The organism is Stenotrophomonas sp. YJH_SMC_57 (genome assembly GCF_059369755.1).
The window spans coordinates 1-13,907 of record NZ_JCAFSZ010000024.1 but is presented as its reverse complement, the minus strand read 5'-3'; the positions used below and the strand labels follow the sequence as shown (position 1 = coordinate 13,907).

Here is a 13,907-nt window from a genome sequence, read left to right as displayed (position 1 = left end):
CTGCGACAGGAACGCCAGCCACGGCTGCAGGCGCAGCCGATAGCGCGCCAGGCCGCCATTGCTGCCCAGCCGCTCGGCGGCGGTGATGCGACCGTGCAACGGGCGCAGGCTGCCATCGGCCTGCTGCAGCTGCAGCAGCGCACCCTGCCCGATCAGCGGCGCCAGCTGCAGGCCGGCATCCAGCGACAGTGCGGTGATCGTCCACTGGAAGCCGATGCCGTCGATCTGCTCGACGCCATCGAGGGTTTCGGCCACCAGCACATCGCTCCCCAGCGACGTGTGCAGCCGCAGGAAGCGCTGGGCGTGCGAAGGGCCAGCCAGCGCGGCCCGCAGGTTGTTTACCAGATCCATGGTGCTTCCCCTACTTCCCGTGCCTCAAGGTGGTCTGCATGCGGCATGCGCATCGGTGTACTCCGCTTCCCGCGCCCGCGCGGCCTGCGTCCCGACCGGGGCGCAGGCACGCACGGCCATCAGGCAGCCTGGACGATCTCTTCCAGCTGCAGGCGCACGCCCTCGCTGATCTTCAGGCGGTAATCGCGGCCGCCGGCGGTGATCTGCAGTTCGCGTACGTTGCTCACCAGCTGCGGCTTGCCGACCACCGGGGCATCCATGTGGATGCGCCACGAACCGCGGCTGATCTGCGCGGCGACGTTGCGGGCATCCTGGCGGGCGGCGGGCACGGCGGTGTCCAGCAGCTCGATCACGTGCTCCGGGCGCAGCCGGTTCCAGGCACGCACGCGGTCCAGTTCACGGCCCAACCCCAGTTCCAGGCTGTCGCAGTGGTTGAGGGCCGCTTCGCGGTCAAATCCATAGAATTCCATCAGCGTTCTCCTTCTGCTCAGTGTCATGACACTTTGTATTTGAAGTCACCCTTCTTGCCGGCGGTGACCTTGATGGCGTTGATCCGGTTTCCTTCGGCCATTGCCGCCAGCACGCTCTCGGCGATTTCCGGCAGCAGGGTTCCATTGAGGATGTGGTCAACGTTGCGCGCACCCGAGTCCACTTCGGTGCAACGTGCAAGCACGGCCTCCACCAGGCTGTCGTCCCAGCTGAAGGTGGCCTTATGATTGGCGATGACGCGGTCGCGGATGCGGCCGAGCTTGAGCGTGATGATCTGCGCCAGCACGTCATCGTTGATGGGGTAATACGGCACCACCTTCAGGCGACCGAGGAAGGCCGGCTTGAAGGTGCGCATCAGTACCGGGCGCAGCGCGTCGGACAATGCCTCCGCGCCCGGGATCTCTTCGGCCGGCTTGTTCAGGCAGGCCTGCATGATCTGCGAGGAACCGATGTTGGAGGTAAGGATGATCAGCGTGTTGCGGAAGTCGATCTCACGGCCTTCGGCATCATCCATCATGCCCTTGTCGAACACCTGGAAGAACATTTCCAGCACGTCCGGATGGGCCTTCTCGACTTCATCCAGCAGCACCACGCTGTACGGGTTGCGGCGCACGGCTTCGGTCAGCACGCCGCCTTCGCCGTAACCCACGTAGCCCGGCGGCGAGCCCTTCAGGCCGGACACGCTGTGCGCTTCCTGGTACTCGCTCATGTTGATGGTGACCAGCTTGCGCTCGCCGCCATACAGGATGTCGGCCAGGGCCAGCGCGGTCTCGGTCTTGCCGACGCCGGACGGGCCGACGAACATGAACACGCCGCGCGGCTTGTTCGGGTCTTCCAGCTTGGCGGTCGCGGTGCGCACGCGCTGGGCGATCGCATCCAGTGCATGGTCCTGGCCGATGACGCGCTCGACCAACAGATTGCCGAGCGTACGCACGGTGCGGATTTCGTCCTTGACCATGCGACCCAGCGGCACGCCGGTCCAGGCCGAAACGATTTCGGCCACCACGGTGCCGTCGACCTGCAACGGCACCATCGGGGTTTCGCCCTGCAGCTCACGCAGTTCTGCCTGCAACCGCGCCAGCTCGGCGTGCTGCGGCGAGAGTTCGGCCTTGGCCTTGCCGCGCTTGGCAGCCGGCTTGGCCACGGCAACATCGCCTTCGTTGTCGTCGTTGGACGGCTCGGGATCGCCCGATGCAGCCTCGCCCTGCTCCATCTGCTGGCGCAGTACGGCGATGCGGCCGGCCAGGTCACGTTCGCGGCCGAGGCGCTCTTCGTTGCTGGCCAGCACGGCCTGCGCTTCGGCCTGTTGTGCATGCAGCTCGGCCAGGCGTTCGCCATGCTGGTCGCTGCCACCGGCCGTCTCGCGCTGAAGTGCGGAAATCTCCGCCTGCAGCCGGTCGAGATGCTTGCGGGTGTCTTCGATGATCGCCGGAGTGGCGCTCTGCCCCAGCGCGACCTTCGCACACGCGGTGTCGAGCACGCTGACTGCCTTGTCCGGCAGCTGGCGGCCGCTGATGTAGCGGTGCGACAGGCGCACTGCTTCGGTCACCGCCTCATCCAGCACGCGGATGTTGAAGTGCGCCTCCATCAGCCCGACCATGCCACGCAGCATCGCCGCAGCCAGCGCCTCGCTCGGTTCCTCGACCTTCACCACCTGGAAGCGGCGCGCCAGCGCGGCGTCCTTCTCGAAGTACTTCTTGTACTCGCCCCAGGTGGTGGCCGCGATGGTGCGCAGCTCGCCGCGAGCCAGTGCCGGCTTCAGCAGGTTGGCTGCATCGTTCTGGCCGGCGGTACCGCCGGCACCGATCATCGTGTGCGCTTCGTCGATGAACAGGATGATCGGATGCGGGCTCTTCTTGACCTCGTCGATCACGTTCTTCAGGCGATTCTCGAATTCGCCCTTGACGCTGGCGCCGGCCTGCAGCAGCCCCATGTCCAGGGTGTGCAGCTCCACGCCCTGCAGCACATCGGGAACGTCCTTGTCGGCGATGCGGCGGGCCAAGCCCTCGACCACCGCGGTCTTGCCGACGCCGGCTTCGCCAGTGAGGATCGGGTTGTTCTGGCGACGACGCATCAGGATGTCGATCACCTGGCGGATCTCGCCGTCGCGGCCGATCACCGGGTCGATCTTGCCGTCACGCGCCCGCTGGGTCAGGTTGGTGGTGAACTGGTCCAGCGCCGGCGTCTTCGACAGGCCGCCCTTGGCCTCACCCGGCACCACGCCCTGCTCCTGATCGCCCTCGCCCGACGCCGAGGCGTCGGCGAAACGCACGGTCTGCACCGCTTCCTGCGAGCCCTCGGTGAGCTTGGCGAAGTCGTGCTTGAGCTCGTCGCGCTTGAAGCGCACGAACAGCTTGGAACCGCGATATGCCAGCTGCGAGAGGTCCGGCTCGGTCAACAGCGCCAGCAGCAGATGACCGCTGCGGATGCGGGTGGTTTCCGAATCCAGCGAGGCAATCAGCCAGGCATGCTCGAACAGCTTGGGAATGTGCTGGGAGAACACCGGAGTGCGGCTGTTGCCGGTCTTGAACTGGCTGATCTCATCGTTGAGATCGCGTTCCAGCGACTCGGGCAGGATGCCGCTGCGCCGTGCGATCAACACGAAATCGCTCTGCGGCTGTTCCAGCAGGGCCAGGAACAGGTGTTCCAGGTCCACCTCGTAGTTGCCGCGTGCCATGCACAGGTTCGCCGCCCGTTCGGCGGCCTGCCGGCAGGTGTCGTCCAGTTTGCTGATCAGGGTCTTGAGGTTGATGCTCATGCGGAAACGCGCACTCCATGCTGGAACCGTTCGGGGGCCGATGGCGCGGACGCCATCGGCGCAGTGTCATTGCAATGTGTGGATGCCATAGGTGGTGTCCTCACGCGAGGTATCCTGCGGCCGGGTGCACAGGTAGCTGTCCCAGCCCAGGCGGACGCTCCCTGCGCTACCGAGTGCGCTGCCCTGCACATCCTCGGCCCGCAGCACCAGGCGAACTTCATACTCAAGAATGCCGCCGGTCAGCAGCGACAGCCATTTGGACAGGGCTTCGGCGGCACTGCCACCCGGCAGGAACGCATCGAACTGGTCGCGGCGCAGCGGCCCGATACGCAGGCGAAGGCGAAGGTCGCGCTGCCACACCCGGTCTCCGGCCAGCGCGCTGGCACCGAGCACCGCATTGGCCTGGCCCAGGCGGGTCGCCTGCCCCGGCGGCACCCGGTACCACGCGCCCACGAACTGCTCCAGGTGCAGCGGCACCTGGAAATAGTCCGACAGCACGCGCTGCATCAGCGCCGCCGAGACCGGTCGTTGCCGCACCGCGCCGGCGTAATAGGCCACCGCCTGGTCAAAGATCTCGCCGTCGCCCTCGTGCAGGCGGTCGCGCAGCTCGCTCATGCCCATGCCCAGCAACGACAGCACCAGCGGCAGGAAGCGCTCACGGCGATCCAGCTCGTACTGCAGCGCCAGGCGATGTTTCTTCCAGGCGGCGTAATGCAGTGACACCGCACGGGTGGAGAAGATGTCCAGGAACGCCCGTGCGGTCCGGTCGCGCTGGTAGAGCTCGCGCAGCTGCAGGGTTTCGGTGTAGTGCAGGGGCAATGCACCGGCCGTCCCCAGCAAGCCCATGAACTGCGGCGTCAGGTGGACCTCGGCGAGTTCCTCACCATGCAGCGCCTGTTCCACGGCCTCGCGGTCCAACAGCCGCTCACCCTTGAGCGAATACACCTCGCCCTCGGCCGACAACTCGGTGGCCGGAAACCCCAGCGACAGCGAGTTGCGGAAGCGCACGCGCATCGGCACCGCCTGGCCGGGCTTGACGCCCTGGCGCTGGAACACCTGCTCAAGCAGGCGCACCGCCTGGAAGAACTCGAAGCGGTGTGGTTCGGCCAGCAGCTGCTGGGCTACGCCAGGATCGATTCGCCGCTGCGCGCTGGGCATCGGACGATCTCCTCTCCGCTGTCGCCGGATACCAGCACCAGTCGGGTAAAGCTGTTGGCATGCACGTAGAGTGCAAAGAAGTGGTCCATCACCTGGGCGAACGCGGCCACGCCGGTTCCCACGAAATGGGCCTCATTGATGGTCAAGCGGATTTCCAGGCCACGCACCACCGAGGCGAACTGGCGGCCGTGCATCCAGGTGGTCACCGGCGTCTGCTGCAGCTCGAGGATGCCGTCGATCTGGCGGGCCGACACATTGCTGCCGGACAGGTCATACAGGCGCAGCATCTCCTTCAGTGCCGGAAGCCCGCTGGCAGTGAGCGACAGCTGGTTCAACGACAGGTGCGAAATCAGGCGCCACTGTGCGTTGCGGCCGTGGCGGAATCGCAGCGGCTTGGTCGGCTTGCGCAGCAGGCTGATCGCCTTGGCCGGGCTGCCGCCCTCGATGGTCAGGTCGCCCCCGGCCACGCCGAACGCCAGCTGGTTGGGCAGGTCGCGATTGCTGCAGGTCAGCTCCAGGCTGACCGTATCGGTCTGCGGCAGTACCGGATTGAACGACAGGTCGACAAAGCTGATCTCGGTTTCGAAACCCGGGCTCTGCCGCGCGATGTCTTCGTCCCGCCGCGCCACCCAGTACTGGCCGGTGCGCTCGGGGTCTTCGCCATGATGCAGCGAATAGAACGGCCGGAATGCCTGGATCAGCTCGCCCTGCGGCGTCTGCCGGATGCGGTGCACCGAGTCGATTGAATGCACTTCATAGGCGAACGCGCGGCGTGCATCCGCCAGCACCGGGTAGTTCACCGTACGATGGGTGACACGGATCGGCTCGCCGCTGGTGCGGAACAGATTGACGATGGGCGTGCAGCCAAGTCGCACGTTGTGCGCGCCGAGCTCCTCCAGGACCATCGCGTTACCGCGGTCCTGGCCCTGGGCGTGCAGCACCAGGTGAAGGGTGAATCGTCGGCTGGCGCCCGCCGTCACCGACGGCAGGTGCAGGTCGACGAAGCCGAATTTCTCGGGATACGCGAACAGTTCGGTCAACAGCCGATAGGCCGGGTGCGAGCGCGCCGGAAAGTCGATCAGGGCCTCATCGTCGGCGAATCCGACCGGGCTCAACGGCACGCTGTCCAGGCGCCGCCAGCGTCCGTCGCCATCGGATTCGACGTAGGCCGCCTTCACGCCAAGCATCAGGGCATCGCGCAGCGCAGCCCGTACCGACGGCTCGCCATCGAGGAACAGGCGCAGGCGATCGGTACCCAACTGGTGAAAACCCAGCTGATCGGACAGCAGCTGGAAGCCCATCGAGATCTGGCCACCGGTTCCGGCCGGCAGGGTCGTCGCCATGGGCGCATCGGCGACGCTGCGATACACCACCTGCTGCACGCCGACCGGCGCCAGCACCACATCGTAGGCCGTACGGAAATCGCAGGGCACGCCCCGGACCGGACGGCTCTGGACGGCGGTTCCACGCGGCACGCGTACCGGCGCGCTCAGTTTGGAGGCCACCCCTTCGGTATCGAAATGGGCGATCGAGCAGGAGGGGAATGGCCGCAGATAGTGCGGATAGAGCACATCCAGCAGTGCGTCGGTGAACTCGGGATAGTCATCCTCGATGCGCTTGGATACGCGTGCACTGAGCAGCGCGAAGGCCTCGATCAGGCGCTCGACATGCGGGTCCTGGCTGCCCTCGGCGGAGAGCTGCAGGCGACCGGCGATCTTCGGGTAGCGCTCGGCGAACTCGCGCCCGTAACGGCGGAGGTAGCCCAGCTCGCGTTCGTAGTAAGGCAGCAGATCCTGCATCAGGCGGCCTGCGTGCGACGTGCGCGGGTGACCTGGTACTGCAGGGTCGAGGGTTGCAGCATCGCATCGAAGCTGACCGGCTCGCGCGCAGGCTCCAGGTCGAGCAGCGCATGGATGGTGAAATGCAGCCCGCCGGCAAACTGGTTGCCCGCATCCAGATGGACGTTGACGTTGCGCAGGCGGCGCTCATGGCGCGCCACGGCCTGCTCCAGCGAGCGGCAGATGGCAGCACGATCGTAGGCGTTGGCCAGGCTCATCGCGGAGAAGTCCGCCAACCCGTAGGTCAGCAGCGATTGCCGGCAATTGGGGAATTCCTTCATGTCGCCTTCCTGGAACGCGGCGCGCGAGTTCAACAGCCCCTCCAGGTCGCGGGCGATGGATTCCTTGTACTGCTCCAGCGAGACGGACTTGAAGACCGGCCCGGCGCCCGTCTGCTTGGGGGCGTCGTCGAACAGTTTTTCCAGCAGGCTGGGTTCGAGTCCCTTCATTGGTCGATCCACTCAGGTTCGGCATCCGTGCGGGCGGCAGCGGTGCATCAAAGGCAAGGCCGTTCCTGGCCTTGCCCGGCGATCAGACTGCGATGGCGCACGAGGCGCCATCGCAGCGACACAACATCACACGGTGTAGTTCGGGATGTTCTTGGTTGCACTCCACTGCGCGACGGTCTTGCCACCAACTCCGCCTTCCGGCTTCTGCTGCTGGTAAGTCCACTTGATGGCGCCGAAGCTCAACTGAACAACTTCCTGGGGCATGCCTTCCTTGTCCACCGTGGTGGTGACGCGGTGGACCAGCACGTTCAGCAGCTCGACCGTGTAGTAATTGATCGCGTTGCCGTCCTTGTCGGCGCGCATGAACTGGATCTGCGCCTTCGGGAAGGTGGTGCCGTTGGAGGCGGCCTGGTTGAGGGCCGTGGAGGCGAGGTCGATCGACTTGGTGATTTCGATCGGGGACAGGTTCACGCGGGCTGCGGTGGTGCCGCCGGAGGTCGACGCGGTGGCCGAACGCGGCTGCAACAGGTCCTGCGAGAACGACTGGATTTCGATCCAGTCCTTGTGCTTGTCGTCGTGCGACTCGCCCTTGATGGTGTCAATCGAGAGGAAAGCGTGCTGCATATCTGGTCTCCTAAATTCCGTTCTTCCGTGAGATTTGATGTGCCAAGCGCGGGCCTGGCGGTTAAGGGGGGCTACGCCCTCTTGAAATAAGCGTCACTGCAATCCGGGGAGCGGACTCCCCTGGACGCTTAGTTGAAGCAAATCGTTACGACTTTTTCGCGGACGCCGGCAGTTCGGCGACCAGACGCAACGAAACAGACAGCTCATCGAGCTGGAAATGCGGCCTGATGAAGGCCACCGCGCGGTAGACACCGGGCTTGCCCGGCACCTCCGAAACCTGCACAGAGGCTTCACGCAGCGGGAACTGCGCCTTGGCTTCCTGCGACGCGTTGTCGTCCAGCAGTACGTACTGGGCGATCCAACGGTTCAGGAATTCCTCGACGTTGCCCGCCGAAGCGAAGCTGCCGATCTTCTCGCGCATCATCGCCTTGAGGTAATGGGCGATGCGCGAGACCGCGAAGATGTACTGCAGCTGTGCAGACAGGATCGCATTGGCATTGGCCGAATCGGTGTTGTACTTCTTCGGCTTCTGTGCCGACTGAGCGCCGAAGAACGCGGCGTAGTCGGTATTCTTGCAGTGCACCAACGGCATGAAGCCGAGGTCACTGAGCTCTTTTTCACGACGATCGGTGATCGCCACTTCGGTCGGGCATTTCAGCGCCACTTCGCCATCGTCGGTGCGGAAGGTATGGGTCGGCAGGTCTTCGACCAGGCCACCGCCCTCCACGCCGCGGATGGCCGCGCACCAGCCGAAGCTCTCGAACGCCTGGGTCAGGCGCGCACCCATCGCGTAGGCGGTGTTGCACCACAGAAACTTGCTGTGATCGGCTGCTTCGATCTCTTCGACGAAGTTGAACCCCTCGACCGTGGTGCCGTCCTTCGGGTTGTACGGCAGGCGGCCGAGGAAGCGCGGCATGGTCAGGCCCACGTAGCGGCTGTCCTCGCTCTCGCGGAACGACTTCCACTTGGCGTACTCGACGGTGTCGAACACCTTGGCCAGGTCACGCGGCTTGCCCAGGTCGGTGAACGTTTCCAGGCCGAACATGCCTTCGCCAGCTGCGGAAATGAACGGCGCATGCGCCGCTGCGGCCACGTGCGACATCTGCTCGATGAAGTACATGTCCTCCGGCTGGCGGCCCAGGAAGTAGTCACCGATCAGCGCGCCGAACGGTGCACCGCCGAACGTGCCGAATTCCTCCTCGTAGACCTTCTTGAACAGCGCGCTCTGGTCGAAGTCGATGGCCGACTTGAAGTCCTTGACCAGGTCCTTCTGCGGCGAATTGAAGACCTTGATCTTCATGTTCGGGCCAGTGGAGGTCTGCTGGCACAGGTAATGCAGGCCCCGCCAGCTGCCTTCCAGCTTCTGGAACGGCTCGGCATGCATGACCGCGCTGAGCTGCTCGGAAATGATCCGGTCGATCTCGGCGATGCGTGCGTCAAGGGTCAGGTTGAGGTTGTCGGAGACCACGACGGTGCCGTCGAGGACTTCCTTCGCCAGGGCGGCGATGATGTCCTTGGCGCGATCATGCTCGGTCTTGGACTTGGCGACCTTGCTCTTCTCGACGATCTGGTCGAGCAGGCCCACCTCTTCGGTTTCGACGGCCTGGGCGGCCAACTGGCTGGCTTCAGCTGACATGGGTCAGTCCTCCTTGGTCACGCCGAGCTTCTTCAGCTGCTCGGTGTTGTTGAGCACATCGGTCAGCAGGTCTTCCAGCTTCTCGTTGCCAGCCAGCTTGTTGCGAAGATCAGCCAGCTTGGTACGGGACTCGAGCAACCGGCGCAACGGCTCGATCTGCTCCACCACCGATTCGGGGCGGAAATCCTCGATCGAATTGAACTTCAGCTCGACGCCGAACTCGCCACCTTCGTCGCTGATCCTGTTCGGCACGCGATACACCGCGCGCGGCGCGATGCCTTCCATCACTTCATCGAAGTTGTCCAGATCGACGTTGACGAACTTGCGATCCTTCACCTTCGGCAGCGGCTGCTCCGGGTTGCCACTGAAATCGCCCATCACGCCTACCACGAACGGCAGTTCCTTCTGCTCGATCGCGTCACCCTTCTCCACATCGTAGGTGAGCTGGACGCGCGGCGGGCGGATCTTCTGCAGCCGCTTCTGGATGCTTTCCTTCTTGGCCATGAGTGTCTCCTGACTGGGGCCGGTTCCGGATCAGTTGCCGATGTTCTGGAACGGATCGGAGGTGTTCGAGCGGGCAGCGGGCTTGGCCGGCTGCGTGGCGGCGGGCTGCGCGTTGGCGGCCGGAGCGACGGCACGGCCTGCGCGGGCGCGGCTGCGCGGCTTGGGCTTGGGCGTCGGATCGAGAATGGCATCACCCATGGTGTTGCGCAGGGTGGTGGCCAGCGTCTGTGCTTCCTTGCGTGCGGTGTCCGACGCCAGTGCACCACGCCCCTGCAGGCGGGTGAGCGACTGGTTGGCAACGCGGAAACCGGCAACGGTGATCACGCCATCGGCCACCAGATCATTGGGATCGCGCTGAAGCACCTCTTCCGCCGCGACGATCGCGCGGGCGTACTGGCCCTGATCGAACTGCAGCTGTGCGATGCGCACCCACGGCTCCTTGCGCGTCGGGTCGGCCTTGGCCGCCACTTCGAACGCACTGATCGCGGCATCGGCACCGCCAGCGGTGACCTGCGCCTCCGCATTGCTCAGCGTGGTTTCGAACGGCACGACCTCGGCCTTCTTCGGTGCCGATGCGCAGGCCGCCAGGCCCGAGAACATCATCAGCGCGAACATCGGCCGGTACACAGCCTTCCCCATTGCCTTCACTTCCATAGTGATCCCTCGTCGAAATTAGTTCCTAAAGGAAGCCGAATCTCCGCCGATACAACACACGGGATTCCTGCCCCTGTCGGCGGCAGTGTACATTCGCGAATACGCGCCGGTATAGTGAATTTCGTCAAGAATATGGCGAATCCGGTAGACACACTCTTCACATCCCGATGTGATATTCGCGAGCAAAAACGCATATACGCGCACCTTTTACCCCGCACTCCGAGCCCGCCGACTGCACATGAATGCGCAACCTTTCCGATTCCGCCGCGTGATCTCCGTCACGATTTTCTCCCTGATTATGTCCGGTTCCCTGGCAGGTTGCGCCAGCGACAGCAAGTTGGGTAAAGCGATGGACAAGACCCTGCAGGCGGTCGGCATCCGTGAGGAAAAGCCCCAGGCGCCCCCGACCGTCCCGCTTCGCCTGTATGCCGGCAGCAACCTCAATGCCGGCAATGACAAGCGGGCCACTGCCGCGGTGGTCAAGATCTACCACCTGCGCAGCCTGCAGCGCTTCGAACAGGCCCCCTTCAACGCCTTCCTGGACCAGGCCGGCGAGCAGGCGGCCCTGGGTGCGGACCTGCTGTCGGTCAACGAAGTCGTACTGACCCCCGGTGCCCGGCAGGAATTGTCCGAGCAGTTGAGTGAAGGAAGTGCAGTGCTTGGCGTGGTCGCCCTGTTCCGCGCCCCGGCCGAGAATCGCTGGCGGCTCGCATTCGACACCAAGGGCAAGACCCTGCCACAGGACGGGGTCACCATCGGCGTCCATGCCTGTGCGCTGACCAGTGACAGCAAAGCCTTGTTGACGCGCATCTCCGGAGATCCGGGCAGTCTTGCATCAATCCGTTGTGCAGGCGCGAAATAGCATCGCGCCGGAATTCTGGCACCCAAATTCGTCGATGCGATAGTATCGCCAGTGCAAGGTTTGCCCCGGCCCGCTGAATGTGCGAAGTGACTCACACTTTCACATTACTGGATGGGGAGTTTTGTCGCAGCGGAGCGCGACGATAATGGAACCGGCCCACCAGGGCGATTTTTTCGAGCTATTTCCAAGGATTGAACGTGGCTTATGTAAGCAGGATGTCGAAGGTTCTCTGGGGTGAAGGGCTGTTCCTGCGCCCCCAGCATTTCCAGCGTCAGGACGCCTATCACGAAGCGCGGCTGCAGGACCTTTCGCAGACGCTGCATCCCTACGCCTGGGGTGCGCGCCGGGTGCGTTTCGATCCACATGCACTTGCCGGCGGCACGCTGCGTCCGCTCGACCTCTCGGCGGTGTTTCCCGATGGCGAGACCTACGACGCGCCGGCCCATGACAGCCTGCCCGATGCGGTGTCGCTGCAGGATCTGCCGCCGGGCGTGCAGTCCACCGTGGTCTACCTGGCATTGCCACTGCTGCGCGATGATGGCGCCAACTGCGCCGATGCCGAGGGCACCGCGCTGGCCCGCTACCGCCAGGCCAATCGTGACACCCAGGACCTGTTCACCGATGCGGTGGAAGCCGAACTGGCGTTCCTCAGCAAGGCGGTGAAGCTGCTGACCGATGATCAGCCACGCGATGCCTACGCCACCGTACCGGTGGCACGCGTGCGGCGCACCTCCAGCGGCGGCTTCGAGCTGGATGACGAGTTCATCCCGCCGTGCGCGCAACTGCAGGCCTCGCCGTTCCTGCACCGCGAACTGCGCGCGGTGCTCGACGCGCTGCAGGCCAAGGTGGACGCACTGTATGGCCTGCATCGGCAGACCTCGCAGAACATCATCGAGTTCCGCTCCGGCGATATCGCCTCGTTCTGGCTGCTGCACACCATCAACAGTTCGTTCAGTGCGCTGGCGCATCTGCTGCATCATCCGCAGCTGCATCCCGAGCGCCTGCACCAGGAACTGCTGCGCATGGCCGGCGCACTGCTCACCTTCTCCAATGCCTACCAGCTGGGCGACCTGCCGGTGTATCGCCACGATCAGCCGGAAGCCTCGTTCCGCAAGCTGCTGGAGATCGTGCGCGCACTGCTGGATACGGTGATTTCCACGCGCTACTTCAAGATCGCGCTCAACGAGATCAAGCCGTCCTACCACCTGGGCCGGCTGGACTCGCAGCGCATCGATGGCAACGCCTCGTTCTACCTGTCGGTGTCGGCGTCGCTGCCGGCACAGGAACTGATCCAGAGCGTGCCGGTGCGGTTCAAGGTCGGCGCTCCGGATGACGTGGAGAAGTGCGTGCTGTCTGCGTTGCCGGGCGTGAAGCTGGCCCATGCCGCACAGGTGCCGGCAGCGATTCCGGTGCGCCCTGGCAGCCACTACTTCGAACTGGACGCGCGCGGCGCGCTGTATGAGCGCATGCTCAAGGCGCAGTCGGTGATGATCTACGTGCCGGCCGGCATTGCCGAGCTGAAGATGGAACTTGTGGCGGTGACCTCATGATGAATTCCCCCCTGCCCCCGACCCCGGGCCCGATGCCGTCGCTGACCGCCAACGGCGCGATGGCCAATCCCACGCCGCAGGCCGCCAACCCACAGAGCCTGCAGGACCTGATGTCCGACGGTTTCTACCTCCTGTTGCTGCTCAAGCGCGGGCAGCTGCCGCATGATGCGGAGAGCTTCGTGCAGACGGTGCAGAAGTTCCTCGATGGCGTGGAGCGCAATGCGATGCGCCTGGGCGTGGCGTCCGAGGATGTCTACGCTGCCAAGTACGCATTCTGTGCTGCCGTGGACGAGGCGATCCTGTCACAGCCCTCGCCGTTGCACGAGACCTGGGAACGCAACCCGCTGCAGCTGCGCCTGTTCGGTGAGCACCTGGCCGGCGAGCATTTCTTCGACCGCCTGGAAGAGCTGCGCCGACAGGGCGCCGCGCGCCTGCCCTCGCTGGAGGTCTACCACTACTGCCTGCTGATGGGCTTCGAAGGCAAGTACCGGCTGGAAGGCACCGAGAAGCTGGGCTACCTGACCGCCCGCCTGGGCGATGAGATCGTCTACCTGAAGGGCAAGCGCCACGGTTTCGCACCTCACGCGCTGCCGCCGGACAATGTTCGCCACAGCCTGCGCCGCGTGGTGCCGTTGTGGCTGCCGGCGTTGGTGGTCGGCTGTTTTGGCATCGTCGCCTTCTTCGGCATGCGCACCTATCTTGGCCATGAGACGCGCCAGCAGTTGGCGGCCTACAACGACGTGGTGCAGATGCCCGAGCGCACTGCCCACATCACGATCACCCTGCCATGAGCCTGATGATATGGACATCCCAAGCTCCGCACTGCTCGCATCCCTTGCTTCGCTGTCCCATCGCGAACGCCTGATCCAGCTGAAGGGGCCCGAGGAAGGCCTGGTCGTCGAACGCTTCGAAGGCACCGAGTCGGTGTGCGGCGACAACCGCCTGCAGATCGACTGCCTGGCCACCGACGCCTTCCTGGAACTGGAATCCTGGCTGGAGCAGCCGCTGACCCTGCAGCTGCGCCAGGCCGACGG

At 64.7% G+C, this 13,907-nt stretch carries 13 protein-coding genes and 1 pseudogene; 4 read left to right on the top strand and 10 right to left on the bottom strand.

The genetic code is table 11. The annotated features are described in order from the left end of the window. From AC5P7U_RS20540 to AC5P7U_RS20495, 10 genes are all read right to left on the bottom strand, one after another. On the bottom strand, nucleotides 1–351 hold a 351-nt coding region (locus AC5P7U_RS20540), incomplete at its 3' end, for a contractile injection system protein, VgrG/Pvc8 family (protein ID WP_495221413.1). 119 nt (nucleotides 352–470) lie between these two features. Then, on the bottom strand, nucleotides 471–821 hold the full coding sequence (locus AC5P7U_RS20535; protein ID WP_006465048.1) for a hypothetical protein: 351 nt from the start codon (nucleotides 819–821) through the stop codon (nucleotides 471–473). 23 nt (nucleotides 822–844) lie between these two features. Beyond that, nucleotides 845–3,598, bottom strand: a complete 2,754-nt coding sequence (gene tssH / locus AC5P7U_RS20530) for a type VI secretion system ATPase TssH (protein WP_197564843.1) — start codon at nucleotides 3,596–3,598, stop codon at nucleotides 845–847. A gap of 66 nt (nucleotides 3,599–3,664) precedes the next feature. Then, complete coding sequence (tssG, locus tag AC5P7U_RS20525) at nucleotides 3,665–4,756, bottom strand: type VI secretion system baseplate subunit TssG (protein WP_006465179.1); 1,092 nt, start codon at nucleotides 4,754–4,756, stop codon at nucleotides 3,665–3,667. Beyond that, a complete protein-coding gene (tssF, locus tag AC5P7U_RS20520; RefSeq protein ID WP_008268648.1) occupies nucleotides 4,720–6,555 on the bottom strand; it encodes a type VI secretion system baseplate subunit TssF in 1,836 nt (611 codons plus the stop codon). Before tssF ends, tssG begins: the two co-directional genes overlap by 37 nt. Next, on the bottom strand, nucleotides 6,555–7,043 hold the full coding sequence (gene tssE / locus AC5P7U_RS20515) for a type VI secretion system baseplate subunit TssE (protein WP_006465264.1): 489 nt from the start codon (nucleotides 7,041–7,043) through the stop codon (nucleotides 6,555–6,557). Before tssE ends, tssF begins: the two co-directional genes overlap by 1 nt. 126 nt (nucleotides 7,044–7,169) lie before the next feature. Beyond that, a complete protein-coding gene (locus AC5P7U_RS20510) occupies nucleotides 7,170–7,667 on the bottom strand; it encodes an Hcp family type VI secretion system effector (protein ID WP_006465355.1) in 498 nt (165 codons plus the stop codon). 145 nt (nucleotides 7,668–7,812) lie between these two features. Continuing rightward, nucleotides 7,813–9,303, bottom strand: coding sequence for a type VI secretion system contractile sheath large subunit (gene tssC / locus AC5P7U_RS20505; RefSeq protein ID WP_040007501.1), 1,491 nt, complete (start codon nucleotides 9,301–9,303; stop codon nucleotides 7,813–7,815). A 3-nt stretch (nucleotides 9,304–9,306) separates the two neighbouring features. After that, nucleotides 9,307–9,807 (bottom strand): type VI secretion system contractile sheath small subunit, encoded by a 501-nt coding sequence (gene tssB / locus AC5P7U_RS20500; protein ID WP_006465402.1) that lies wholly within the window; start codon nucleotides 9,805–9,807, stop codon nucleotides 9,307–9,309. 30 nt (nucleotides 9,808–9,837) lie between these two features. Beyond that, complete coding sequence (locus AC5P7U_RS20495) at nucleotides 9,838–10,461, bottom strand: tetratricopeptide repeat protein (protein WP_087944931.1); 624 nt, start codon at nucleotides 10,459–10,461, stop codon at nucleotides 9,838–9,840. A 238-nt stretch (nucleotides 10,462–10,699) separates the two neighbouring features. Between AC5P7U_RS20495 and tssJ the strand changes: the two genes are divergently transcribed. From tssJ to AC5P7U_RS20475, 4 genes and pseudogenes are all read left to right on the top strand, one after another. Further along, entirely contained in the window at nucleotides 10,700–11,323 is a 624-nt protein-coding gene (gene tssJ / locus AC5P7U_RS20490; protein ID WP_308309011.1) for a type VI secretion system lipoprotein TssJ, read from the top strand. Between the two features lie 215 nt (nucleotides 11,324–11,538). Next, nucleotides 11,539–12,873: a type VI secretion system baseplate subunit TssK gene (gene tssK / locus AC5P7U_RS20485; RefSeq protein WP_197564844.1), complete on the top strand. Its 1,335-nt coding sequence runs from the start codon at nucleotides 11,539–11,541 to the stop codon at nucleotides 12,871–12,873. Continuing rightward, complete coding sequence (icmH, locus tag AC5P7U_RS20480) at nucleotides 12,873–13,664, top strand: type IVB secretion system protein IcmH/DotU (RefSeq protein ID WP_414555923.1); 792 nt, start codon at nucleotides 12,873–12,875, stop codon at nucleotides 13,662–13,664. The genes tssK and icmH overlap by 1 nt, the downstream gene beginning before the upstream one ends. 10 nt (nucleotides 13,665–13,674) lie before the next feature. Beyond that, nucleotides 13,675–13,907: pseudogene (locus AC5P7U_RS20475) on the top strand (type VI secretion system tip protein VgrG); the annotation flags it as partial.

Excerpts from the sequence above, each read along its gene's own strand:
- AC5P7U_RS20495 (WP_087944931.1), bottom strand. The coding sequence starts at position 10,461 with ATGGAAGTGAAGGCAATGGGGAAGGCTGTGTACCGGCCGATGTTCGCG.
- AC5P7U_RS20535 (WP_006465048.1), bottom strand. The coding sequence starts at position 821 with ATGGAATTCTATGGATTTGACCGCGAAGCGGCCCTCAACCACTGCGAC.
- tssB (WP_006465402.1), bottom strand. The coding sequence starts at position 9,807 with ATGGCCAAGAAGGAAAGCATCCAGAAGCGGCTGCAGAAGATCCGCCCG.
- tssK (WP_197564844.1), top strand. The coding sequence starts at position 11,539 with ATGTCGAAGGTTCTCTGGGGTGAAGGGCTGTTCCTGCGCCCCCAGCAT.
- tssJ (WP_308309011.1), top strand. The coding sequence starts at position 10,700 with ATGAATGCGCAACCTTTCCGATTCCGCCGCGTGATCTCCGTCACGATT.
- tssG (WP_006465179.1), bottom strand. The coding sequence starts at position 4,756 with ATGCCCAGCGCGCAGCGGCGAATCGATCCTGGCGTAGCCCAGCAGCTG.
- tssH (WP_197564843.1), bottom strand. The coding sequence starts at position 3,598 with ATGAGCATCAACCTCAAGACCCTGATCAGCAAACTGGACGACACCTGC.
- AC5P7U_RS20510 (WP_006465355.1), bottom strand. The coding sequence starts at position 7,667 with ATGCAGCACGCTTTCCTCTCGATTGACACCATCAAGGGCGAGTCGCAC.
- tssF (WP_008268648.1), bottom strand. The coding sequence starts at position 6,555 with ATGCAGGATCTGCTGCCTTACTACGAACGCGAGCTGGGCTACCTCCGC.
- tssE (WP_006465264.1), bottom strand. The coding sequence starts at position 7,043 with ATGAAGGGACTCGAACCCAGCCTGCTGGAAAAACTGTTCGACGACGCC.
- icmH (WP_414555923.1), top strand. The coding sequence starts at position 12,873 with ATGAATTCCCCCCTGCCCCCGACCCCGGGCCCGATGCCGTCGCTGACC.
- tssC (WP_040007501.1), bottom strand. The coding sequence starts at position 9,303 with ATGTCAGCTGAAGCCAGCCAGTTGGCCGCCCAGGCCGTCGAAACCGAA.